The organism is Flagellimonas meishanensis (genome assembly GCF_019880545.1).
In the GTDB taxonomy this organism is placed as follows: Bacteria; Bacteroidota; Bacteroidia; order Flavobacteriales; family Flavobacteriaceae; genus Flagellimonas; species Flagellimonas meishanensis.
The window spans coordinates 74,390-98,616 of sequence record NZ_JAINVW010000002.1; the positions used below are offsets into that span (position 1 = coordinate 74,390).

The window sequence follows — 24,227 nt, forward strand, 5'->3', positions numbered from 1 at the left end:
GTAACACTTGGCTATAATGGCAGTCTATCTTTATATAAACGAAATCTATAATCAAAAATCATTCATCATGAGAAAAACAATGTTATCCTTGGCAGCCATCTGTATTTTGGTTGTCACTGGCGTTAATGCCGCCGAAATCGAATTATTTGAGACCAATGAAATTGCTACTCTTTCCGTTGAGCCCAATGCATTGTGCAAAGCGGTCATGCAGGGAGATGTAGAGGCCGTTAAAAAGCTTATTGAAGCTGGAGAAGATGTAAACCGCAGATCTTTGGGCATGGCTCCAATCCACTTTGCCGCACGCTATAACCAGGCAGAAGTTCTTGAATTGCTCATAGAAAATGGGGCTAAATTAAATAAGCGTTGTAGCAAGGGATATTTGGCAAAACAGCATGCCGAAATGTCCAACGCAACCGAAGCCTTGCAAGTCATCAATCAAGCTATGAAGAAATAAAAAAGGAGTTTATTCATTCAAAAACAAAAGGCCCATCCAATCGGATGGGCCTTTTGGCTCATTTACGTAAGTGTTCTTGCAAAAGAGTGTTTCAAAGCGGTTCAAAAAATGAAACCGGTAAATGCCCTATAAAAGAAGGCATACAAAGCCAACAAAAGCATAACGGCGCAAAAAATGGAGTAGCCCTTTAGGACCAGGCCCAACCAGCTTGGATTGCAATCGTCAAATGCTTCCGTATACAGATTTTTAAAGTGTAATAGTGTTCCCATAAGTTCTCGTGTTGCACAGCACAAATGGGAAAAAGGGAATGGTAAGGATTTGAGGTTTCCCAAAGTTAGTCAAATCTGACGAATTATGGGTTTTAATCGATAAACGTGCCGAATCTATCGACCTGAATATTTTTGGATGGCCTCCTTAATTTTTTCAATACGGTTTTCAGGGTCTGGATGGGTGCTTTGAAATTCTGGGACGCGATTTGGTCCCGCAGCCGTTTTTAGTATTTCCATTACCCTGATCATTTCATAGGGATCGTACCCAGACTGGATCATAAAGAGTACACCGAGTTCATCACTTTCCAACTCGTCGCCCCTACCATTCTTGAGCAACGTGTTTTGGCCTATACCACTTACAAGACTACCCATGTCGCCTCCCACGGACGCTCCGGTGGCCAAGGTCTGCCAAAAATTGCTCTCGGCAATGCGTTCCGCCGAATGTCGTCCGATGACATGCCCAATTTCGTGCCCCAGCACTCCGGCCAATTGGGCCTCGTTCAATTGTGAGAATAGGGCGTAGGTAATAAAGCACTGCCCTCCCGGCAAGGCAAAAGCGTTGATGGTTCTATCGTCTGCCAAAAGGTGGAAGTCATATTGGTACGGCGTTTCCCTGGCTATGCTGTTCTTGACCAATTTTTGCCCAACGGCATCCACAAAGGCCTGCAAACGCTCATCTGGATATAGCCCACCATGCTGCTGTGCCATTTGCGGTGCACTCTGCAACCCAATGGCAATCTCCTGTTCCGTGGTCATGTTGATATTCTGCACCCTTCCCGTATAGGGGTTTTCCTCCTGATTGTTGCAGCGCTGGACGAATGCAAAAGCGACTATGGCAAGTCCTATCAGAATACGGATTTTCCAACTTCCTCTTCTCATGGCGATAATTGTTCTAGGCTAATCCAAGATACAAAAAAGGGCTATAATAGTGCCGGGTTGATGTCCAAAATATTGTCCTGGATATAGGTTTTCATAAACCCAGTGGTGAAGTGTTCACAACCTAAAAAATCCTCTTTTTGCATCAATTTTAAGACGTTGAGCTTGCGATATGCCGTTAGCATGGGAATGGAAAGTGGTGCATAACTGTAGTGCCAGGGCTCATATTTAAATCCCCTACGCCGGGGTTCGTCCGTATAGACCAAATAAAATCCAAAGGCTTCGGAATGTTCATCCAACCACTGTTTGAAACCTTCAAAGGGTCCTCCGCTTTCAAATTTCTCGGGGACCAACACATCCCCAGAAACTTTGGGATTGCCGTCCACGATATCGATATCCGTACCCCAATGGTGTCTACTGGTCCCTGGAATGGTGGAGTATTCTATTATTTTATCAATGGCTTCCATGGGAGCCATGCCCTGCTCATCGGTAAATCGAAGGTATTTGCGTTCCCAAATGCCCTCCTGCCTATAAAAATTGCGATAACTGGATATCATCTTAATATCAAAACCATCGGAATAGGCCGCTTTTTTCATTTCCAAAAAAGATTCGTAGGCCTCTTTACGAAGGTTGATGCCCTCTCCATACAATTCAATATCAGCCTTGCCCATCAATTCCTCTACGGAAAAGTCCGATGGATCTGTTAGGGATAAAAAGGGAGGTAAGGAACAGGCCAATCCCGATAGGGAGGTTTTTTGGAGGAACATCCTTCTTTTCATGGAATTGATTTTAGGCCCAAGTTAAGAAGTATTTTTTAGTAAATAGGGTTTGGAGCTATGGGTTGGATGGAAATCATCGGTCCAAAAAGACGAAGCCCGTGTACTGTAGTTCCAAGTCAATTAAGTTTACCAGATAGTAGTAAACTCCCTCAGGAAGGCCAATATCTTGGCTCATGATAAAACTTCCCGTGTTGGTGACGCCTGAAAATTCATCCACATAGTTGTCCCTTTCATATACCTTTTGCCCAAATCGGTTATAGATCTGGATGTTGTTGTTAGGGGAATCCAACATACCGTCAATGACCAAAAAATCGTTGATGCCATCGCCATTGGGACTTAAAAAATAATTGCCGAGTGTGGGATTGTTCACGGCAAAGGTATCGGTGGGAAGGGGCACCGTGGCAAAGGTTATGGCGGCAAAATCGTTGGGAGTAAAGGTCTGCGTGGTCAAAAAACCTTGGTTTACGTCGCCACTTTGAGCAAAATTTCCAATGACCTCCCATCTGTTGGACGCTTTGCTCCATCCAACGGCAATAATGGACTCGAAGGTAACATTGGGGATGCCCCCCAGCGCACTTCGCCCATTCCAACTGATGGTGGCCCTTGCAGGCACATCGCCTTCCACGACCCAAAATTCTCGACTGGTGACCGTACCGATTTCACGGGCCTTTTCAAAAACATTGAATGCCTGGTTCAGTGAAGGAGGGTCGGAAGGATCTTCAAAAAAATAGGCACACAATGCCATGGATGGGGCACCTTCGGATTCCAACAGCAAGGGGCGCAGTTGGTCTATGTCGCCCACCGGGAACGAAAAGAAATCTTGATTCATTATCGCCGCAAAGCCCGTAACCTTGGAAGCGTTGTTCTCTCCGGTAAAAAAACCAGTGTCGCCAAAGTTTAGAAAAATGGCCCGATTTCCTTTGAAACTTATGATGTCCCCATCGATAAAGTTCATGTTGTTCTGGATCCTTAGGGAGTTTTGCAGGATTACACTTCCGGGAGCCATCACCTCAACATCGTTGAACGAGGCCACGGTACCGCCCAATACCTGCAATACACTGCTACCATAAAAACCGACCAAGCCCTGGTTTTGGTCAAAAGCCGCCTCATTGATCAAGTTGGTATGAAACCCCATAGTGCCATTGGCATGGATACGGATGGCACCACTGCCATTATAAAGGCCGTTTTGGGCATGGACGACCAAGACAAGGAAAAGGAATGGTATGGAAAGGAGGTTTTTCAATCTAAAAGGAGATTACCGTATAGTACCAATCTGAGTCCGCAGTAGCACCAGTGCCATCGTAAATCTGAATATCAAATGATGATGCCAATTGACTGGTAACCTGAATGGTCCTTACATTTCCAGCTGCACTATTAATGGTCAACTGAACCACATAGTTAGTAGGGGCTGGAACCGTGGTGATATTTACAGTATATGATCCACCAGTATTATCCACAACGTTTGAGCCTACCGATGAGCCGATTCCACCTATCACCCTACCCATTGCAATTACGGGATTTGTAACTGCTACTGTAAAATCCTGTCCCGTTTGTGCCACGTTTATTCCTGTTCCCGCGGATACGGTCTGGTTCTCGTTTGCGGGGTCGGAGTCTTCATCGCGTATGTCGACTAGTGCACTGGTACCCCCCGAGATGGCGACCTCGACGCTTTGGTTCGCCGTTCCCCCCGGACCTATGCTCAGGTTCTGGCTGTCGGTGTTGTTTGGGATATCTATGGTGAAGTTGGGATAGGTCCCGCCGACTGTAACATTTCCTCCTCCGCCATCCGCAAGAGTCACGATCTGGTCAGGTGCCGCGTTGGTCACTTGGAAATCCTGTCCCGTTTGTGCCACGTTTATTCCTGTTCCCGCGGATACGGTCTGGTTCTCGTTTGCGGGGTCGGAGTCTTCATCGCGTATGTCGACTAGTGCACTGGTACCCCCCGAGATGGCGACCTCGACGCTTTGGTTCGCCGTTCCCCCCGGACCTATGTTGAGGTTTTGAATTTCATTATTTGGGTCTCCGTCATTCTCGGTAATATTCAGTGCTGTTTCATTAACCAAAACCCAATTGGTTCCATCCCATCGCATTAGGTCTCCTACATTTACTCCGTTTTCCAGTTTGATCCGTGTCACCGCATCATCAACAATTTGATTGGTTCCTACGGAACCAACCCCCATTTTAATGATGGTTATGGCCTGGTCCGCAATATCCTGGGTATCCACTTCACCATCCAATATTTTTTCCGAAGTAATGGCGTTATCCGCAATATCCTCATTGATGATCGTTCCATTGAAGATTTTATCTGTGGTCACGGCATCGGCTGCCAAATCATTATTTTCAATACCGCCTACCCTGACGTCCAAGGTAAAGGGATTGCCTTCGACCCCCATACCAAATCGTTCCAAAGCCCCTCCAGGTCTTGCATCCAAAACTTCGTTCCCAATAACACTGTCCTTTTCGGTGATGTTTATGACCCCTTCATTTTCCAATACCCACTGAGCGCCGTTCCATCGCAATAGGTCCCCGGTATTGCCGCCGTCGGCCAGCTTATTAAAAGTAATCGTTGCATTTGAGATCTGGAGTCCGGTAATGGACCCCTGTTGTATTTCGTTCGCCCCGTTTATGGAAGTGTCCACGATGTTATCTCCCGTAATCTGGTTCACCTCAAAATTATAGTTGGTGTCCGTTTGTGTTACTACCACGGTGCTGTCCCGTGAAAATGCATTGAAAACGGCATTGGTGCTCACCGTAAAGGAGTTGTCGAATGCTTCGCAAATGTTGATCCATTCGCTTCCATCATAATAATGGACACAATCCTCATCGGTGTTGTATACCAATGCACCACGTAAAGGGGTAATTGTGTTCATTTGTGCGCTGGTGACCCTGGTGATCACCAATACCCTCGAGGGACTTTCCAACTCCAGCACGGAGGCCGGATGGATGTTTTGTGGATTGTCTCCAATCTTAATCTGTGCGGTAAGGGTGTTGATCACAAGTAGGGCAATGATCAAAAAGCTGAGTCGGGTTTTCACGGTGTTTGTTATTTGAGGTTTTACAAACGTAGGGGCAAAACTAAGATTATGATGGGATAATTTGAACAATTACCGTCCAAATACGCAGTTCACGGGTGAATGGCAGGAGGCCATTTGGACGCAATTGGCGATAATTAACAAAAAATTAGAATAGGTTTATTTTTTTATCTGCGCTTCAAGGGTTTTCTTTAACTTGTTGCAAACGACATGTTCATGAAAAAACTAATGCTTATCGCGCTTCTTTTCAATATTTCAACATTGTTGACCGCCCAGGATAATCGACAAGTGTTGCGGGGTAGGGTACTGTACAAGGGGGGCAATGTTCCCAACGAACATGTTGTCAATTCTACTTCGGAAGCGGCCACCATTACGGATGACAATGGCGAGTTCCTCATTTTGGTGAAGGCAGGGGACCAGTTGGTCTTCACAGCGGTAAATTATCAATTGGAGGTAGTGACCATTACGGAAGAAATACTACGGAATAATAGGCTGGTGGTGGAAGTGGACGAGAAAATCAGGGAATTGGACGAGGTGGTCGTCACGCCAGAGAACCAGGAAAGATTCTTACGGGTCCAAAATGAGGATTTCAAGCAGTACGACTACGAGATTGACCGGGGAACCGAGGTAGAAAATATCGCGGAATCCCGAACCGTGCGGGGCATGCGCGACGGTATCAACTTCGTGAACATATTCAAGGCACTTTTCAAGCCCCAGAAAGCCAATGGAGAGGAACGCCCACCCCTAAAGGTAAGTGAAGCGCTCCGTTATGTTTATGATGATGAGTTTTTTGTGGTGGACCTAAAGCTTCCACAGGACAAGATTGATGCTTTTCTACTGTATTGCGATGACAAGGTGCCTTCCCAATCCCTGCTCCGCAAGGAAAACGAATTTCAATTGATCGATTTTTTGGTGACCCAGAGCAAGGCATATCTGGATACGTTGAATGAAGAGTAGGTTACTTTTTCCATTATGTATTTTGACGGGGATCTCTGCCATGGGGCAAAACCCCCAGACCAAGGAACTGCGAGGGCAAGTTGTTGCTTCGGACGGTGACGTGGTGGGTGTAGTGGTCCAGAACATAGTATCGGAGCGGGCCGTTATTACGGATGTCGACGGTTTTTTCTCCATCACCGCCCAGTTGAACGATACGCTGGTCTTTTCGGCTGTCCAATACAAAAGAAAAGTATTGCCCGTGAACGAAGTGTTGTGGAACACTAATTTTTTCACCATCCGGTTGGAGGAATTTGTAAATGAATTGCGGGAAGTAGTGGTCAAACCCTACGACCTTTCCGGCGATTTGAGTCAGGACCTTACAAAGCTAACCCTGGAGAAGGATGTTAGTGCCGAAGCCCTAAACTTGCCAAATGCACATAGATCCATTCCCTCCCAAAGTGAACGTAAACTGATGCAGGCCACTTATGGAAAATTCAATCCAATGATGATCCTGTCGCCACCGTTAGATCCCATAATCAATGCCATTACTGGACGCACCAAAATGCTAAAGAACAGGGTAAAAGTAGATGGCGAGTATGCCAGAACACAACGGGTACAGGATTTTTATGCGGATTCACTTTTTTTGACCGCACTGAAGATCCCTATGGAAAAGATTGACGACTTCATGTATTTCTGTGAGGTGGATGAGGCCTTCCAAACCATCGTAGATTCTCATGACAAATTGAAAATTTGGGATTTTATGGTAGAAAAAAGCCGTTTGTATCGAAGGGAAAATGAACTGGATTGAACAGTTTTCCTTGGCATGCCTTTTGCATCTTTCCGGTGATGGCATCAAATACAGGCAATCAAAAAAAATGATAAAATGAGGTGTAACAAAATAGTTAAAATGGGGTCTACTATGCAAATGAACTTGAAAAAAGCCAAGACCATAGCGTTATCGCTTTCCGTTTTTCTATTTCTTTCATTTTCCGTGGCGCACAAATTCTACGTGAGCGTCACCAATTTGGTCTATTCCGATGACACAGATGCATTTCAGATAACAAGCCGGGTTTTCATTGACGATTTGGAGAATGTGCTCGAACAGCGCTATGACATCAAAACGAGATTGGCCACCTCCGAGGAGTCAAAGGTGAGCGACTTTTACATTGAAAAGTATGTAAGGACCAAGTTTTTGGTAGAGTTGGATGGGGAACTGGCCCCGTACACCTTCTTGGGGAAAAAATATGACAATGACGTGGTCATCTTCTACATGGAAGTTGAAAATGTGGAGTTGGACAAAATCAAAACAATATCCGTCCAGAACGAAGTCCTTACGGATCTATTCGAAGAGCAGCAGAACATTGTACATATAAAATGGAAGGACAATAAAAAGAGTTTTGTGCTTTTTAGAGAGAATAATAAAGGAATGTTAAACTTGTAACATCATCTTAACAATTGGTTAAAAAAAACTAATTTAAGCCGCTTTAAAATCAATAGAATATGAACAAAATCAAGTATTGTTTTGCCTCTGTCTTATTTCTTATCGGAGCAGTGGCCATGGCCCAGGAAGAGGGGGATGCCAAGCCGGAAAGACAACCGGGTCATTACAACCAGAGTAAATTCAAGCAAATGTATGAGGAGTTTGCCACTCCCAACACCTATAGATCGGCCTCCGGGGCCCCAGGTCCCGATTATTACCAGCAACAGGCAGATTATGTAATGGACATAGAACTGGATGACAAGAATGCTCGAATCTATGGAGAGGAAACCATTACCTATCATAATAATTCACCGGACGATTTGGAGTTTCTTTGGGTGCAGTTGGACCAGAATGTTAGGGCAAAGGATTCAAAATCGCCCCTAAGGAATGGTGATGGCGTGAACATTGCTTACACTGCGGATAATTTTGCAGAGACCTTTGTCAATGAGCCTTTTGACGGAGGATTCAATATTGAATTTGTTAAGGATGCCAATGGCAAGCCCTTGTCCCATACCATCAACCAGACCATGATGCGCGTGAATATTCCGCAACCGCTTAAAAGCGGGGAGAAGATTTCCTTTTCCATCAAATGGTGGTACAATATTCCAGATCATACGGTAAACCGTGCCCGTTCCGGATACGAATATTTCCCGAAAGACGGTAACCGAGCGTACGTTATCGCACAATTTTTCCCCAGAATGGCCGTATACAGCGATGTGGAGGGATGGCAGAACCATCAATTTTGGGGGAGTGGTGAGTTTGCATTGCCTTTTGGAAACTACGATGTGAACATCACGGTTCCGGCCGATCATGTTTTGGATGCGACCGGGGTACTTTTGAACAGGGACGAGGTCTTTTCCAAAGAAATGATGAAACGGTACAAGGAGGCACAAAAGTCGTATGACAAGCCTGTCATCATCGTTACCCAAGAAGAAGCAGAAGCAGCGGAAAAAGGATTTTCAGAGAAAAAGAAGACCTGGAAATTCAAGGCGAACAATGTTCGTGATTATGGCTTTGCCACTTCGCGCAAGTTCATTTGGGATATGCAGGCCGTTAAGATCGGTGGCAAGGACGTAATGGCCGTGTCACTTTATCCAAAGGAAGGAAACCCGCTGTGGGAAGAACAATCAACAAAGGCTGTGGTACAGACCTTAATAACGTACTCCAAGCACACGTTTGATTACCCATACCATAAGGCGATTTCCGTACACGCCAAAAACCAAGGGATGGAATATCCCATGATTTGTTGGAACTACGGGCGCCCCAATGAGGATGGCACCTATTCCGATAGGATCAAGTTTGGGATGATCAGTGTGATCATCCACGAAGTGGGACACAATTTCTTCCCTATGATCGTCAATTCGGATGAACGCCAGTGGGGATGGATGGACGAAGGACTCGATACCTTCATGCAGTACCTCGCTGAACAGGAATTTGGGAAAAACTACCCAGAGGTTATTGCCCCAAATGAAAAATACCCTTCCAGAAGGGGAGAGCCCGCCAAAATAGTTCCCTACATGAGCGGTGACCAAAATTTCATCTCGCCGATCATGTCCAACCCAGAAAATGTGCATCAGTTGGGGCCCAATGCCTATGGCAAGCCTGCCACCGCCTTAAACATTTTAAGGGAAACCGTCATGGGCCAAGAATTGTTCGACCATGCTTTCAAGACCTACGCCCAGCGTTGGAAGTTCAAGCATCCAACCCCTGAGGATTTCTTTAGGACTATGGAAGATGCCTCTGCCGTGGATCTGGACTGGTTCTGGAGAAGTTGGTTCTATACCACTGATTATGTGGATATTGGTGTAAAGGGAGTGAAGAAATATTATGTGAGCAATAAGCCCACCAAGGAGATGGAGAAATATATGGCAGACAGAAACCTTACGGAGGCCGATTTGCCACCCTTGGTATATTTGGCCGAGGAGGACAGCGAGGATTTTGTTCCTGAGCTTAAAGGAAAGTCGCCCACCGAAACTTCACAAAACCTGAAGGAATTTATGATGGACAATATGACCGAAGCCGAAAGGACCCAGGTCAAGGAGCCAAAGTATTTTTATGAGATTACCTTTGAAAAACCTGGAGGTATTCCAATGCCATTGATTGTGGAATACACCTATGCCGATGGAACCAAGGAGAGCATAACCTATCCGCCTCAAATTTGGAGAAAGAACGATGCTGAAGTGAGCCGTGTCATGGCTTCGCAAAAAGAGTTGGTGGGCATTGTGGTCGACCCCAAATTGGAGACAGCGGATATAGACACCACAAACAACGCTTGGCCTTCAAAGGATGAGAAATCCGACTTTGAAAAATTCAAGGAGAACATCAAAGGTTAAAAAAAACGCACAACTGTTAAAGGCCCCATGATTTCATGGGGCTTTTTTATTTTCAACCCAACTTCTGATTATATTTGTGGCATGATGGCTCTATTTATCAGCGGTGCTGAAATCTTTTTTATCCTCTTCATAGTGGTCATGGTTTTCGGTGCCGATAAGATACCGGGAATAGCAAAGGGACTTGGCAAAGGCATGCGCCAATTGCGCGATGCCACGGACGATATTAAACGCGAAATTCAAAAGAGCGCCGAAAAGCAAGGTATCGATACCGACTTCACAAAAGATATCCGAAATGAGCTGAACGAGGTCAAGAAAAATGTGGATGAGGTAACCGGGGCGGTCAAAAGGGGCACCAAATAAACATGTGGCAAAAACTGCTCGAATGGGACCGGGATGCGTTCATCTACCTCAATAGTTTAGGCATTGAATCCTATGATTCCTTTTGGTCCATAGTTACCCATATCGGTACTTGGATTCCACTTTTCATGCTGTTCATTATCATTCTTTTCCAAAAATTTCCAAATCGGGAGGCAACACTTAGGGTATGGACCGCCTTGGGGCTACTGATTTTTGTGCTCTCCCTGACTTATATTACCAAAATATCCGTGGCACGCCTGCGGCCTAACAATACGGAGGAAATAAACACCTTGATCCGTATTCTGCACTCTCCAACGGATTACAGTTTTTTTTCAGGACACGCGTCCAGTTCGTTTTCGCTTACAATTTTGATGTACCTCTTCCTGCGCAAAAAGACCATTTGGGCATTGCTCTTCTTTGTTTGGCCCGTGCTTTTTGCCCTCAGCAGGATTTATGTAGGCGTTCATTATCCCTCGGACATTATTGTGGGGGCCATGGTGGGGATTTGCTGCGGGGTTTTGTTCTATAAACTGTACAATAAATTTATTTCACCCTACTCAAGGTCAGGCCATCCCGAATAGGAAGAATCACGGTTTCTACCCTAGAGTCATTGCTCAGTTTTTTATTGAACTCGATCAAGGCCATTGTCGCCTTATCAGATTCCGGAACCTGCTCCACCACCTTGCCGGACCATAGCACGTTATCAGAAAGTATGATGCTGCCAGATTTGGTCTTTTGCATCACGGCCTCAAAATAGGCATCGTAGTCCACTTTATGCGCATCAATAAAAACCAGGTCGAAACACAGTTCAAGTTGCGGCACTATATGGAGTGCGTCACCCGTGTGCTGCACAATTTGTGTTCCGAAACCACTACGGTCAAAATAGGTTCTTTGAATCCTGTGGAGTTCTTCATTGACCTCAATGGTATGTAATTTTCCGTCCGACTGAAGACCTTCTGCCAAGCAGAGCGCGGAATAGCCAGTATAGGTGCCAATCTCAAGAATATATTTTGGCCGAATGATCTTTGACAGCAAACTGAGCACCCTGCCCTGATAATGCCCAGTGATCATTCTGGGCTGCACTACTTTCAAATGTGTCTCGCGGGTCAATTCAGTAAGTAACCCTGGTTCTGCCTGGGAGTGGTCCGAAATGTACTTTTCCAATACAGGAGACAAGAAATGCATGCCCTATTTTTTCGCAAAAATAGGGAAAAGAACTACATTGGTTTTACTTTTAATCCGGGCCTATGACTACCAAAAAAGCAACAGTACGGGAAGCAACTGCCAAAGATTTGCCAATATTGCTTTCTTTTGAACAGGAACTCATCAGGGCAGAACGCCCCTTTGACCCAACCATTCGGGAAGACCCGGTAAGCTATTATGATCTGGGCAAACTTCTTGAAGATAATGAAGCCTTAGTGGTTGTGGCAGAGGTTGATGGAAGAATAGTTTCCTCCGGGTATGCCGTTAAAAGAAGTGCCAGGCACTATCTCGACCATGAATACTATTCCTACTTGGGATTTATGTATACACATCCCGAATTTAGGGGAGAGGGAATCAATGGATTGATCATGGAACGATTGCTCGAGTGGTCCAAACAGCGAGGTTTGGAGGAAGTAAGGCTAACTGTATACGAAGACAACATTCCCGCAATCAAGGCTTACGAAAAAGTAGGGTTTAAAAAACACATCGTGGAAATGCGATTGGTATAGGAGATTTCAAGCCCAATACCCATACAAGTTGTATTTTTGATCAAACCAAAAGCAGCATGACTTTCCAAAATACATTGGAATGCGCCAAAGAGCTTGATGCATCCGATCCACTTTCAAAATACAGAGAAGAATTTCACTATCCCCAGGTCAATGGGAAGGACGTAATCTATTTTACGGGAAATTCTCTGGGCCTGCAACCCAAGCGCACACAAAAATTTGTGGACGACGTGATGAAAGATTGGCGGGAACTGGCCGTGGAGGGGCATTTTTATGCTGAAAAACCTTGGTGGGACTACCACGAACGATTGGCGGAAGGCTTGGGCAAAGTAGTAGGTGCGCATCCACAGGAAATTTCAGTCATGAACACACTTACAGTAAACCTGCATCTATTGATGGTTTCCTTCTACAGTCCAACGGAAAAGCGCTTCAAGATACTCTGTGAGGAAAAGGCTTTTCCATCCGACCAATACATGCTGCAAAGTCAAACCAGATTCCACGGACTAAAGGCTGAGGATACAATTGTAGAGGTTAAGAAGCGGCCCGGGGAACATCATTGGAGAACGGAGGACTTTATCCAAAAAATCAAGGAAATTGGGGATGAATTGGCTTTGGTTCTGATTGGCGGAGTGAATTACTACAATGGACAAGTATTGGATATGAAAGCAATCACAGAGGCGGGGAAATCCGTTGGAGCCTTTGTGGGATGGGATTTGGCCCATGCGGTGGGCAATGTGGAATTAAAACTGCACGACTGGAATGCGGATTTTGCTGCTTGGTGCAGTTACAAGTACATGAACAGCGGTCCAGGAAATGCTTCGGGAATTTTTGTGCATGAAAGATATCTGGACAAAAAGGATATTCCTCGGTTTGAAGGCTGGTGGGGCACCAAAAAAGAAACCCGGTTTTTAATGCAGCCCGAGTTCGACCCCATTGAAACCGCCGATGCGTGGCAGTTGAGCAACCCACCCATTTTGTCTTTGGCACCTTATTTGGCATCGTTGGAACTTTTTGATGAGGTAGGCATGGATGCCCTTATTGCGAAACAAAAAAAGCTTACTGCATTTCTTGAGTTTGTATTGCATGAAGTGGACAAAGAGGTGGATAGCACTTTTGAAATCATTACTCCCAAAGAACGAGGTTGCCAACTTTCAGTTTTCTTGCATGGTGAAGGTCGACCTCTGTTCGATTATTTGATGAAAGAAGGGGTGATTGTGGACTGGCGTGAGCCCAATGTCATCCGACTGGCCCCAGCACCTTTTTACTGCTCATTTGCCGATATGTATAATTTTGGACAGGTCCTAAAAACCGGAATTCTATCCAAATCCGGCTAAGCGTAGCGGCTTCGAATATATTCTGACGGACTTGTACCCTGATACTTTTTGAACTGTTTCGAAAAATAGGAAGGATCGTTAAAACCACATTGGTACATCACTTCCGAAATGCCGGAGGGTCCTGAATTGAAAAACTCAACTGCTTTGCTGGTTCGGAATTCATTTACAAAATCCAGAAATCGCCTACCGGTGATCTTTCGGAAAAAACGGCTGAAAGAGTTAGGTGTTAGTCCCAAGCTTGAAGAAATCTCCTCCACGGATATTTTACTGTCATGGTTTTTGTTCACATATTCAAAAATCTCTTCCAACCGCAGTATTTCCTCTTTTCTGAAATTGTCCATGGGAAGGGTATCAAAAAGTGGACGGTAAACTCCATGCTTGGATAGTTTGCACAAAATGGAAAGTAGGTTGATGAGCCTTTGCTGCGAATCCAGAAACTTAAAACTTAGAAAGTCACTACCGACCATGTTGTGGGTGGTACCATCAAAGATGAGAACCTGCTTCGATTTTTTTGCCAATAGCTGGACTTCCGAGAACTCGGGAAACACCTTTAATTTTTCTTCCAGAAAGTCCTTACTGAATTGGATCACCACCTCTTGGTTATCCCCGTGGTCCTTGTTGCCAAAATCCCCATGCGGAATGTTTCCCGCCAAAAACAAAAGAACCCCATTGTAATAGGGTACTTTTTTCGGGCCAATGTTCAACTGCCCCGAACCGCTCTTTACATACACCAGCTCATATTCCGGGTGGATGTGCCAACCAGCCGATTCACAGTAATCACCATTGCCATAGGTTTCAACCTTCAAAGAAGTGTTCACCTTTAAGTTGATGGACTCAAACATGGGTTTCATAGGTCAAAAATAACACATAGAGGTATTTTTTTTATTCCTTATGAATAAAATGTTTTATAATCGGCATATTATATGCTAAACTATTTGGAAGGAGTGGAGTTAATTTGCCTTCATATTTTTGCGTATGAAATCATTGCTGCTAATTTTTTCCAAGTCACGTTACTTTGCACCGGCATGGGTGTTCACCAGCCTTAATATTTGGTTCGGTACCTGGGCCATCTATATTCCAAGCGTCAAGGAAAAACTGGGAATAGACAAGGCTGATTTGGGCATTGCACTATTTTGTCTGTCACTCGGTGTTTTTGTCATCTTTCCCCTTGCCCCAAAGATCGTCAATAGGTTGGGTGTAGGTAGGGCCACATGGCTGGGAGTACTTTTTTGTAGCGTTACGGCACTTTTTCCACTTATGGTCCCCAGCTATCATTTGCTTATGATAAGTCTTTTCTTTTTTGGCATGGCCAATGGCATAACGGACATTTCCATGAATACCTTGGTAACAGAAATTGAAAAAGAGGACAAGAAGAACTTCATGTCTGCGGCCCATGGATTTTTCAGTTTGGGTGGTATTTTAGTGGGACTGGGCAGTTTTTTAATTCCCATCATCGGCAGTCCTCTGCTCCATATGGCAGGCACCGTGACCCTGGTTCTTATTATCAATCTATTTTTTTATAAAAAATACATCCATATTGTAGCTGCTCCTGTGGAGAAAGAACCTTTCAGTTTTGGACTCTTCAAACCGCTGTTGCTCCTTGGAATCATAGGATTTATTGCTATGGCCAGTGAAGGGGCCATTGTAGATTGGAGTGGGCTTTATCTCCAGGAGATAACCTTGGCGCCAGAAGCTTTTATAGGGTCGGGATTTTTGGCCTTTTCTTCGGCAATGACACTTGGGCGTTTTTTGGGTGATGGCATCAGCGAGCGTTTTGGTTCGGTCAAATTGGTGACCTTGGGAGCCCTGGTGGCCATCATAGGTTACGGACTGGTGCTTTCGGAACAGACTTTTTTGGCGATTATCGGCTTTGCGCTTAATGGACTGGGCTTTTCGGTCATGGTCCCAGAATTGTTCCGAATTGGGGGTAATGTGAGGGGGGTCGATTCTTCCCAGGGGGTTTCGTTCATAGCGGGAACTGGATATACTGGCTTTTTGGTGGGCCCCGTAATTCTTGGGTTGTTGGCTGAGAGTTCTTCGTTACGGCTTAGCTTTTATACCCTTTTGGGTGCTGCTTTTTTTGTGTTGATGGTCACTTTTTTTCTTCGCCGTCGCCGTTAGGACTCATTCTTTTTCAATAGCAATATTGGTAAAATTTAAGCTAAAGCCAGGCTCGGCCTTTACATGGTCCTGGGGAAGTATAAGTCCTCCAAAATCTCCATATTTTTCCCAGGTTGTGGACATCGAAGGTTCCGCTTGATTGGATTTTCTGAACGTCCATTCCTGGATCAAAAAATCATCCTTAAAATAGAAATCGTAGGCATCGCCCGGTGTATACCCACCTTCATTCTCATAAACTATGGTCAATTTTTGCATGGGTTCCCCACTGATCGGTGCAATTTGGTTCGCGACATGTTCAAATGCATAGCTGTTTGCATCCCAAACTAGGTTAAAAGGGGCCAACAGCCAATATCTGTCATTGATGAAGCCAGCATTGGTCTGGTGCGCTATGCTATCCATGGATTTTCTATGGTAGGTCAGGGTATCGTTTTGCGTAATTGCGGTCACTTCATTGGTTTTCGGTTTCCATATCCACGTTCTTTCAAAGTGTGTCGTATCCCTGTCCACATTAAAGGTGAACGCGATTGAGCCAACGGAACCCCAATGCCCATACCCATGGGCATACGCAATTTTTTCAGGAATGCTAAGCGCTGGCTTTTCTTTCTTTTCTGATTTGTTTGGGCCCTCTTTGCAGCCAAGAACAAGGCCTGTGGCAAAAACAAGTATGGCGAAAATGTATTTCATAACCTTTTTTTGAGAAACGTTTGATTTGACTCTTGTTTTCCAAAATTAAATGATTCCGCCGTATGTTTTTAATTGATTATTTTTGAAGCCGTTCAACAAATAAAAAAATGAGTTCAAAAAAAGGAAAAGTACAAGAGTTGATTCAAGAGAAATTACTGGAAGAGCGCAAAGTGTTTTTGTGGGGAATGGTTGATGATGATTCCGCAAAGCACGTCATAGACCGATTGCTCTATCTAGATCTTATCAATAATAAAGAGATTCAACTGATCATAAATAGTCCTGGGGGTTATGTTACCTCCGGTTTTGCCATTTATGATACCATCAAACAGATAAATAGCCCGGTTTCGACCGTATGTTCGGGCCTGGCGGCTTCCATGGGTTCCATTTTGCTCTCCGTGGGAGAAAAGGGCAGACGTTTTATACAACCCCATGCCCGGGTCATGATCCACCAACCCAGTGGAGGTGCCCAGGGACAAGCTTCCAATATTGAAATACAGGCCAAGGAAATCATAAAGACCAAAGAGTTGGGGGCCAAGATATTGGCGGATAACTGTGGTCAATCTTTTGAAAAGATCATGAAGGATTTTGACCGCGATTTTTGGATGGGGGCCGAGGAATCTTTGGAATATGGGATTGTGGACGAAATCTTGAAGTAAACATCGCCTATCAAGATAAAAGGAAAAGTCCTTCGCAATATATTGTGAAGGACTTTTTAATATATATGGACGCCGAAGCGGAATGTTTATGGTATTTACGTCAAAAGCAATACCATAAGATTCTAACAAAAAGTTAAAATTTATCCGGGTTTTTGATAACCTCTTGGGCGCGTTTGCGTAAGGCCGCCATTTCCTCTGAATCTTTTTTGTCCAAAAGGCTCATCATCATTGACATACGGTGGTTGTTTTCAAAGAATTCTCTTTTTTCATCCAAAAAATTCCAGTACAACGCATTGAACGGACAGGCATCCTCTTCGGTTTTTTTTGAAATTTTATACGTACACCCCTTGCAGTAATTGCCCATTTTGTTGATGTAGTTGGCACTGCTCACGTAAGGCTTGGTCGCAATGATTCCCCCATCGGCATATTGGCTCATGCCCCGTGTGTTGGTGATTTCCACCCATTCTATGGCATCAATGTACACTCCCAGATACCATGCATCGACTTCATCGGGGTCGGTTTGTGTCAACAGCGCAAAGTTTCCTATGATCATAAGCCGTTGAATGTGGTGTGCATAGGCTTCCTCCAGACTTTGGGATATGGAATGCCTTAGGCAGTTCATCTTTGTCTCTCCTGTCCAAAAGAACTCTGGAAGGGAATTTTTGTTTTTGAGTTCGTTCAATTGGGCATATTTTGGCATTTCTTTCCAATACACCCCGCGCATATATTCCCGCCATCCCAAAATTTGCCTCACAAACCCCTCGACCTGGGAAATATCGATGGCATCCTTGTTTTCATAATAATGGTCCAAAACCCTATTGATAACTTCCTGTGGGGATACCATCTTGCTGTTCATGGCAAAGGAAAGTCTAGAGTGGAACAAGAATTTTTCGTCTGTGTGAAAGGCATCTTGATAATCCCCGAAATAGGGGAGCAATTTTGAGCAGAAGTAATCCAAAACTTCCAGGCATTCTTCCCGACTGGTCGGCCATGGATATTTTTTTGCATCGATACTGCCAAAAGTGTCAATATCGGCATCTTCAATTTCTGAAAGTAATAAGGATATGTCTTTGTTAAAGCTTCGCTCTTTGGGAATGTCTGGTGAACCATTCCACTTTTTGCGATTGCTTTGGTCAAAGTTCCATTTGCCCCCTTCAGGTTCTTCACCAGCCATCAAGATTTCGTGTTTTTCCCGCATCATGCGATAAAAACTTTCCATCAGGAGTTGTTTTTTGCCCTCAAAAAAATCCTTGAGTTCTTCACGTGAGGTATAAAAATGTTCGGTGTCCACGGATTCCGAAGCAATTTCCAGGGATTCGGAAATTTCTTTCAATTGTTGGTCCAGTCGGTACTCATCTGGCAGCTGATATTCGAATTTCTCAATATCGTTCTGATCAATATGCCATTTGATGATTTCTTCCAATCCATGTGGGTTGTCAGAGTCCGAAATTTTCAAATAATGGACTTGGTGTCCTTGTTCCTTCAGGCTCTGGGCAAAATTCCGCATAGCGCAAAAGAAGCCCACTACCTTTTGAATATGATGTTTGACGTAGTCGGTTTCCTGCCTCATTTCGGCCATTAGGTAATGGATATCATCATCCACATCAACAAACCAGCTGTGGTTGCTGTTCAGTTGGTCACCAAGAATCAATCGAAGCGTCTTCATGATTTTAGAACAAGGTAGGTTGAAGCCATAGATTCTGGTATTTTGCGCTGGGATCATACATTTCGGCCTGTCTTTGAATGTTGAACTTTCGGTCTCTTGGATCGTTGCCCACGTCGCTGTTGTACATCCAATTGCCCCAATTGCTGTGCACGTCATAGTCCAATAACATGGACTCAAAATAGGCCGCTCCGATTCGCCAATCCTGTTCCAAATGCTTGGCCCAATAGCTGGCAACATTTTGCCTTCCCCGATTGCTCATCCAGCCTGTTTCTTTTATTTCCTTCATATTGGCATTGACAAAGGATTCTTGTGTTGTTCCGCTGATCCAGGCATTTTTCAACTTTTCATCCGCTCCCCAGTCATATTCTTTTTTGAGAATTCCACCAATTTTGAATATCTCATTCCCATGCTTTAGTGAAACATACTTGAAATAATCCCTCCAAATCAGCTCAAAGATTAGCCAATATGTATCTTGATTTTTCTTGACCTCCTTTTCAAACTTCTTCACTTCCCAGTAGATTTTTCTTGCTGAAATGCTTCCGTTGGCAAGCCAAGGGGAGAATTTGGAGCTGTAATCCTTTCCCAACAGCCCGTTTCTGGTTTTTTTATAGAAAGCCAACTTTTTTGTCTGCCAAAAATAATGGTCAAGTCTTTTTAGTGCTTCATTTTCGCCTCCGTGAAAAGGAAAAGCAGCATTTGGATGGGTTTCGAAGGTGTCCAACCCCAATTCGGCCAAGGATGGAATTTCTGTCGGATTATCGATTAGGTTGTCCTTGGGCTGTGGCTGTGGTGATGGGACCAAGGGACGAACCGATACGTGTTTTTCACACCTTTTTCTGAACTGTGTAAACACCTCGGGTATATTTTGAAAGGATGTATAGGGAATATCCTCCGGATGGAACAAAAATTGGTCAAAAGTCTCAACAAATGAAACATTGGTTCCCAAAAGCTTTCGTGCACCCTGAAGGACCTTTGCCTCCTCACTGGTCCATTCCTTTTGGAGATGTATTCGGCTTATTTCATATTCCCGTACCAAACCGGGCAATATGCTTTCTGGTTTGGCATGGTAGGTAAGCAAGGTAATGTTGAGTTCTTGGAGGTTTTGCTTTAGCTCCGCCACCGTTTCCAAAAGAAACCTGGCCCTGAATTTCTCTGTCTTTTTAAATCCGTAGGAACCCTGTTCATAATGGCGTGGGTCAAAAAAATAGACGGCCAACACCTTGTCACTGTCAAGGGCATTCGCTAAGCTGTGATTGTCGGACACCCGCAGGTCATTCCTGAACCAAACCAGGCTGTTTTGCATTTTGTCTTGATTTTCTACAACGTTCACTGCAATATTTTACCTCATCCCATACCTTTTCCCATTTTTTCCGCCATGTGAAAGGCCTTTTGCACATAGGACATACCTTGGTTGGCAGGTTAATTTTCTTGTGGGCCATCAAGAATGGAGTTTTGGGTTTGATTGGGACGGGCATAGCCCAAGCGGTCCTCCAAATGGGGAAGGGCATAACCATCCAATCCTATGACGGACATAATGTTAGCCCGATCCAGTTGCGCCCAATGGTCATGGTGCAGCAGGCTGGGAACAACGTAGATGTTTTCGACGGCACCCACAACGAGGATACACCCATTCTCCACAATGGGATATTCATTCACATACCTGCACCCGATTTGAACGGGACTTTGTTTCACAAAAGGAGCGGGAAAACCATTTTTAAAACTTTCTTCCAGGGATGTTGCCGAAAACTCCGATACATTTTCAGGATATTTTGCCGAGGTGTGATGGGCATCGCGGTACATATCCTGCGTTATGGCATTTATGGTATAGCTTGAAATTGCCTTAAGATTGTTGTAAGTATGCCTTTCCTCACTTAGCGGGCGTAATATAAAACCCAAAAGGGGCGGGTTACTGCCAAGATGGAAAACCGAATTAAAAATGGCAAGATTGGTGGTGCCCTCAGGAGAGATGGTGCCAATCAAGTTGGCCGATTTGTATCCTGATATGGAGTTGACCAAATTTGCCCGTTGGCGGGAGGGCAGGTTTTCAAGGTCAGCTTTTGAGATTTGTTTCATATTTTGTTTAACAAATTTAATAAAAAAGATAAACAAAAATGATAAAATCATTTGGTTTTATCCTTTGGGCCGTCGTTCGGTAATACGCAAAATCCGTATTTTTGAAGCTTAACCAGAAGAGGCCCTCGGGGCGTTTATGACACAGACCTCTAAAAATATAGCCATCATCGGTTCTGGATTGGTGGGTTCCCTCTTAGCCATTTATTTACGAAGAAGAGGTCATTCCGTAACGGTTTTTGACCGTAGACCCGATATTAGGACCATCGAGTTCTCGGGAAGGTCCATCAACCTGGCCATGAGCAATAGGGGGTGGAGGACCTTGCAAGAAGTGGGATTGGAGGAACGCATCAAAAAAATAGCCATTCCCCTGGATAAAAGGGCAATGCACGTGAACGACAAACCGGTCTATTTTCAAAAATATGGTAAGGAAGGAGAGGCCATTTGGTCCATTTCCAGAGGAATCCTTAACAAACGGATGATTGATTTTGCCGAAGAAGCGGGCACGGTTTTCCGTTTTAATGAAAAGGTATGGGACGTGAGTCTTCCAGAAGCTAAGGTATACACTGGCGAATCGGAGAAAAGTGAATGGCAGGAGTACCAATTTGATATAATTTTTGGCTGTGATGGAGCCTTTTCCAGGGTAAGGCACAAAATGCAGCGAAGGAGCAGGTTCGATTATTCCCAGGACTTTTTGGATGTGGGTTATAAAGAGCTGACCATTCCCGCCAATGAGGATGGGAGCCACAAACTGGACAAGAATTCCTTTCATATTTGGCCCAGGGGTAGGTTCATGCTCATTGCAATGCCCAATATTGACGGAAGTTTTACATGTACCCTTTTCCTGCCGTTTGAAGGGGAGGTTTCCTTTGAGAAGATAACGAACAAGGGGGAGGCCACGGAATTCTTTAAAAAATATTTCCCCAATGTGCGAAAGGAGATTGAAAACTTAACCAGTGACTTTTTCAAGAACCCCACGAGTGCCATGGTCACCATGAAGTGTTATCCCTGGACCTATTGGGACAAGGTGGCCTTGGTGGGTGACTCGGCCCATGCCATTGTGCCCTTTTACGGACAAGGTATGAATGCTGGTTTCGAGGATATTTTTGTGCTTGACGGGTTGATGAAAGCCCACGGGGACGATTGGGAGACCATTTTTGAGCTGTATCAAAAGGAACGCAAGCCCAACGCGGATGCCATTGCGGAACTGAGCTACCGCAACTTTGTTGAAATGAGCAGCAAGACAGCGGACCCCAAATTTTTACTTCAAAAGAAAATTGAAAAACATTTTGCATCAAAACATCCGGACAAATGGATACCTGTGTACAGCAGGGTCACTTTTTCAGAAAGACCCTATGCCGAGGCTTTGGCGATAGGGGATGGACAAGAGGCCATAATGCGGGAAATAATGCGAATGCCCGAAATTGAATCAAAATGGGACAGTAAAGAGGTTGAGGATAGGATGCTGGAGCTTTTGTCCCTTTGATTCAGGATTTGACTTGGGAATTAATAAAAAAGCCACCTAAAAGGTGGCTTTTGTTCTGTGTGATATCCTCGCTTAAAGCTTGGAGAACATGGATTGCATTTTTTCCTGTTCTTCTTCTGCCAGCAAAGGGTCTACCAAAATTCTACCGCTATGTTCGTCGGTAATGATTTTTTTGCGTGAAGCTATCTCAACCTGCACCTGAGGTGGAATGGTAAAGAAGGAACCTCCAGAAGCACCACGTTCCACGGGAACCACGGCAAGGCCATTTTTCACATTATGGCGAATACGCTTGTATGCATTGACCAAACGCTCGTCTATTTGTTCTTCAAATTCCTCAGATTTCTTGAGCAGTGCCTTTTCCTCTTTCTCGGTCTCGGCCAAAATGGCATCGAGTTCGCCTTTCTTGTGCTTAAGGTGTCCTTCCCTTTCGGTAAGTTTTTCCTTGGTTTCGGCAATCACCTCTTTTTTCTGCTCAATCTGGGCCTTGAATTCCTTGATATTTTTTTCTGCCAATTGGATTTCCAGTTCTTGGAACTCCACTTCCTTGCTCAAGGAATTGAATTCACGGCTGTTTCTTACATTCTTCTGTTGCTCGGAGTACTTTTTTATCAGCGCCTTGGATTCTTCAATAAGGTTTTTCTTCGCCGCAATTTCAAAGTTGATGGTCTCGACATCAGTTTTTAACTTGTCAACCCGGGTTTTGAGCCCTTGTACATCATCTTCCAGATCCTGTACCTCCAAGGGAAGCTCTCCCCGCACATTTCGTATTTCGTCAACCCTGGAATCTATAAGTTGTAGGTCGTACAATGCTCTCAACTTTTCTTCTACAGTGCTATCCTTTTTTTTCGCCATATGATTTATAAATACTTGATGGGATTTGTATTGCTCTCCGATAAAGAGATTGCAAAATTAGGAATTTTTTCTGTAAGATAATCAACCAATAAATCTTTAGTAAACTGCTCAGTTTCAAAATGCCCGATATCGGCAATGATGATTTTATCCTCGGCCTCAAAAAACTGGTGATATTTGACATCTGCAGTGATGAAAACGTCTGCATTTGCTTGTTTTGCCGCTGATATGGCAAATGCCCCACTTCCGCCCAAAACGGCAACGCGTTCCACTTTTTTCCCAAGTAATTTGGAGTGCCTTATGACCTTGGCATTCATTTTTTTCTTAACGTGCTCCAAAAAAGACTTTTCTTCCATTGCACCATCGAGGGTGCCCACCATGCCCATGCCCAATTCCTGATTGGTGTTTTGAAGGACAATTATTTCATAGGCGACCTCCTCATAAGGATGTGCATTAAAAAGCGCATTCAAGATGTCGGGTTCTTTTTCAAAGGAAAAAATCACGTGCAACTGCACCTCTGCTTCTTTATGTACTTCGCCCACTTTTCCAACACTGGGTTTGGCTTCCTCGCCCGCCTTAAAAGTTCCCCATCCGTCCACACTAAAACTGCAGTTGCTGTATTTTCCAATTTCTCCCGCACCTGCATCGAAGAGAGCCGATTTCACCTTTTCAACATCGGCCAGTGGCACATAAGTGATCAATTTCTTGATGGTCTGTGTTTTTGGGATGAGTATCTCAGTGTTTCCTATACCCAAAACCTGACAAATTTTTGCATTCACCCCCATTTTACTGTTATCCAAGGCCGTGTGCATGCTGTAAATGGCAATATTGTTCGCAATCGCCTTGATCACCACACGTTCCACATAATTCCTACCTGTCACTTTTTTGAGCCCCCTAAAGATTATGGGATGAAAACTCACAATGAGATTGCATTTTTTCGCAATGGCCTCGTCTACCACATTTTCCAGGGTATCCAGTGTTACAAGCACGCCACTTACTGACATTTCGGGGTCACCTACCAACAATCCAACATTGTCAAAATCCTCTGCATGGGCCAGTGGCGCTAGTTGTTCCAATATTTTACTAATTTCCTTTACAGTCATTTAGGGTTTATTATGAGGCTTAAAGATAAAATA

At 44.4% G+C, this 24,227-nt stretch carries 26 protein-coding genes; 12 read left to right on the forward strand and 14 right to left on the reverse strand.

What is annotated here, in order from left to right; translation table 11 throughout:
- Positions 1-67 precede the first annotated feature (67 nt).
- Positions 68-454, forward strand: a complete 387-nt coding sequence (locus K7G75_RS06910) for an ankyrin repeat domain-containing protein (protein WP_222983527.1) — start codon at positions 68-70, stop codon at positions 452-454.
- A gap of 101 nt (positions 455-555) precedes the next feature.
- Here the strand turns inward: K7G75_RS06910 and K7G75_RS06915 are convergent, their stop codons facing one another.
- The 5 genes from K7G75_RS06915 to K7G75_RS06935 form a co-directional block, all read right to left on the reverse strand.
- Entirely contained in the window at positions 556-723 is a 168-nt protein-coding gene (locus K7G75_RS06915) for a DUF6747 family protein (RefSeq protein ID WP_222983528.1), read from the reverse strand.
- Between the two features lie 114 nt (positions 724-837).
- Positions 838-1,602, reverse strand: coding sequence for a M48 family metalloprotease (locus tag K7G75_RS06920; RefSeq protein WP_222983529.1), 765 nt, complete (start codon positions 1,600-1,602; stop codon positions 838-840).
- Between the two features lie 41 nt (positions 1,603-1,643).
- Positions 1,644-2,378 carry a M15 family metallopeptidase gene (locus K7G75_RS06925; RefSeq protein ID WP_222983530.1) on the reverse strand — a complete coding sequence of 245 codons (735 nt, stop codon included), beginning with the start codon at positions 2,376-2,378 and terminating at the stop codon, positions 1,644-1,646.
- A gap of 73 nt (positions 2,379-2,451) precedes the next feature.
- On the reverse strand, positions 2,452-3,621 hold the full coding sequence (locus tag K7G75_RS06930) for a gliding motility-associated C-terminal domain-containing protein (protein ID WP_262420276.1): 1,170 nt from the start codon (positions 3,619-3,621) through the stop codon (positions 2,452-2,454).
- 1 nt (position 3,622) lies between these two features.
- Positions 3,623-5,413 carry a hypothetical protein gene (locus K7G75_RS06935; RefSeq protein WP_222983531.1) on the reverse strand — a complete coding sequence of 597 codons (1,791 nt, stop codon included), beginning with the start codon at positions 5,411-5,413 and terminating at the stop codon, positions 3,623-3,625.
- Positions 5,414-5,626: 213 nt separating this feature from the next.
- Here K7G75_RS06935 and K7G75_RS06940 point away from each other — a divergent pair, with 213 nt between their 5' ends.
- From K7G75_RS06940 to K7G75_RS06965, 6 genes are all read left to right on the forward strand, one after another.
- Positions 5,627-6,367 (forward strand): carboxypeptidase-like regulatory domain-containing protein, encoded by a 741-nt coding sequence (locus tag K7G75_RS06940; RefSeq protein WP_222983532.1) that lies wholly within the window; start codon positions 5,627-5,629, stop codon positions 6,365-6,367.
- Positions 6,357-7,154, forward strand: a complete 798-nt coding sequence (locus K7G75_RS06945) for a carboxypeptidase-like regulatory domain-containing protein (RefSeq protein WP_262420277.1) — start codon at positions 6,357-6,359, stop codon at positions 7,152-7,154. Before K7G75_RS06940 ends, K7G75_RS06945 begins: the two co-directional genes overlap by 11 nt.
- Before the next feature lie 111 nt (positions 7,155-7,265).
- Positions 7,266-7,787 (forward strand): DUF6702 family protein, encoded by a 522-nt coding sequence (locus tag K7G75_RS06950; RefSeq protein ID WP_262420278.1) that lies wholly within the window; start codon positions 7,266-7,268, stop codon positions 7,785-7,787.
- Between the two features lie 59 nt (positions 7,788-7,846).
- Positions 7,847-10,159, forward strand: coding sequence for a M1 family metallopeptidase (locus K7G75_RS06955; RefSeq protein ID WP_222983533.1), 2,313 nt, complete (start codon positions 7,847-7,849; stop codon positions 10,157-10,159).
- Positions 10,160-10,240: 81 nt separating this feature from the next.
- Positions 10,241-10,519, forward strand: a complete 279-nt coding sequence (locus tag K7G75_RS06960) for a Sec-independent protein translocase subunit TatA/TatB (RefSeq protein ID WP_222983534.1) — start codon at positions 10,241-10,243, stop codon at positions 10,517-10,519.
- 2 nt (positions 10,520-10,521) lie between these two features.
- Positions 10,522-11,097 (forward strand): phosphatase PAP2 family protein, encoded by a 576-nt coding sequence (locus K7G75_RS06965; protein WP_222983535.1) that lies wholly within the window; start codon positions 10,522-10,524, stop codon positions 11,095-11,097.
- On the opposite strand, the gene K7G75_RS06970 is transcribed toward K7G75_RS06965, so the two are convergent.
- Complete coding sequence (locus tag K7G75_RS06970) at positions 11,060-11,701, reverse strand: O-methyltransferase (protein WP_222983536.1); 642 nt, start codon at positions 11,699-11,701, stop codon at positions 11,060-11,062. The two genes, K7G75_RS06965 and K7G75_RS06970, sit on opposite strands and share 38 nt — an antisense overlap.
- A 62-nt stretch (positions 11,702-11,763) precedes the next feature.
- Here K7G75_RS06970 and K7G75_RS06975 point away from each other — a divergent pair, with 62 nt between their 5' ends.
- On the forward strand, positions 11,764-12,228 hold the full coding sequence (locus K7G75_RS06975; RefSeq protein ID WP_222983537.1) for a GNAT family N-acetyltransferase: 465 nt from the start codon (positions 11,764-11,766) through the stop codon (positions 12,226-12,228).
- Between the two features lie 56 nt (positions 12,229-12,284).
- The gene (gene kynU / locus K7G75_RS06980) at positions 12,285-13,559 is read left to right on the forward strand and encodes a kynureninase (protein WP_222983538.1); all 1,275 of its coding nucleotides are present in this window, start codon (positions 12,285-12,287) and stop codon (positions 13,557-13,559) included.
- Here kynU and K7G75_RS06985 read toward each other — a convergent pair.
- Positions 13,556-14,401: an AraC family transcriptional regulator gene (locus K7G75_RS06985; protein WP_222983539.1), complete on the reverse strand. Its 846-nt coding sequence runs from the start codon at positions 14,399-14,401 to the stop codon at positions 13,556-13,558. The genes kynU and K7G75_RS06985 overlap by 4 nt on opposite strands.
- Before the next feature lie 133 nt (positions 14,402-14,534).
- On the opposite strand from K7G75_RS06985, the gene K7G75_RS06990 reads away from it, so the two are divergent.
- The gene (locus tag K7G75_RS06990) at positions 14,535-15,680 is read left to right on the forward strand and encodes an MFS transporter (RefSeq protein ID WP_222983540.1); all 1,146 of its coding nucleotides are present in this window, start codon (positions 14,535-14,537) and stop codon (positions 15,678-15,680) included.
- A gap of 3 nt (positions 15,681-15,683) precedes the next feature.
- Here K7G75_RS06990 and K7G75_RS06995 read toward each other — a convergent pair whose 3' ends face one another.
- The gene (locus K7G75_RS06995; RefSeq protein WP_222983541.1) at positions 15,684-16,364 is read right to left on the reverse strand and encodes a hypothetical protein; all 681 of its coding nucleotides are present in this window, start codon (positions 16,362-16,364) and stop codon (positions 15,684-15,686) included.
- 107 nt (positions 16,365-16,471) lie between these two features.
- Between K7G75_RS06995 and K7G75_RS07000 the strand changes: the two genes are divergently transcribed.
- Entirely contained in the window at positions 16,472-17,020 is a 549-nt protein-coding gene (locus K7G75_RS07000) for a ClpP family protease (protein ID WP_222983542.1), read from the forward strand.
- Positions 17,021-17,153: 133 nt separating this feature from the next.
- On the opposite strand, the gene K7G75_RS07005 is transcribed toward K7G75_RS07000, so the two are convergent.
- The 4 genes from K7G75_RS07005 to K7G75_RS07020 are packed head-to-tail and all read right to left on the reverse strand — an operon-like array spanning position 17,154 to position 20,759.
- The gene (locus K7G75_RS07005; RefSeq protein WP_222983543.1) at positions 17,154-18,686 is read right to left on the reverse strand and encodes a cryptochrome/photolyase family protein; all 1,533 of its coding nucleotides are present in this window, start codon (positions 18,684-18,686) and stop codon (positions 17,154-17,156) included.
- A gap of 4 nt (positions 18,687-18,690) precedes the next feature.
- Positions 18,691-19,989, reverse strand: coding sequence for a DASH family cryptochrome (locus K7G75_RS07010; RefSeq protein WP_222983544.1), 1,299 nt, complete (start codon positions 19,987-19,989; stop codon positions 18,691-18,693).
- Complete coding sequence (locus K7G75_RS07015) at positions 19,958-20,125, reverse strand: DUF2256 domain-containing protein (RefSeq protein ID WP_222983545.1); 168 nt, start codon at positions 20,123-20,125, stop codon at positions 19,958-19,960. Before K7G75_RS07015 ends, K7G75_RS07010 begins: the two co-directional genes overlap by 32 nt.
- Positions 20,106-20,759, reverse strand: a complete 654-nt coding sequence (locus tag K7G75_RS07020; protein WP_222983546.1) for a flavin reductase family protein — start codon at positions 20,757-20,759, stop codon at positions 20,106-20,108. The genes K7G75_RS07015 and K7G75_RS07020 overlap by 20 nt, the downstream gene beginning before the upstream one ends.
- 136 nt (positions 20,760-20,895) lie before the next feature.
- Here K7G75_RS07020 and K7G75_RS07025 point away from each other — a divergent pair, with 136 nt between their 5' ends.
- Positions 20,896-22,242, forward strand: coding sequence for an FAD-dependent oxidoreductase (locus tag K7G75_RS07025; protein WP_222983547.1), 1,347 nt, complete (start codon positions 20,896-20,898; stop codon positions 22,240-22,242).
- A gap of 72 nt (positions 22,243-22,314) precedes the next feature.
- Here the strand turns inward: K7G75_RS07025 and K7G75_RS07030 are convergent, their stop codons facing one another.
- Both K7G75_RS07030 and K7G75_RS07035 read right to left on the reverse strand, forming a co-directional pair.
- Complete coding sequence (locus K7G75_RS07030) at positions 22,315-23,094, reverse strand: zinc ribbon domain-containing protein (protein WP_222983548.1); 780 nt, start codon at positions 23,092-23,094, stop codon at positions 22,315-22,317.
- Between the two features lie 5 nt (positions 23,095-23,099).
- On the reverse strand, positions 23,100-24,194 hold the full coding sequence (locus tag K7G75_RS07035) for a Nif3-like dinuclear metal center hexameric protein (protein WP_222983549.1): 1,095 nt from the start codon (positions 24,192-24,194) through the stop codon (positions 23,100-23,102).
- Positions 24,195-24,227 lie beyond the last annotated feature (33 nt).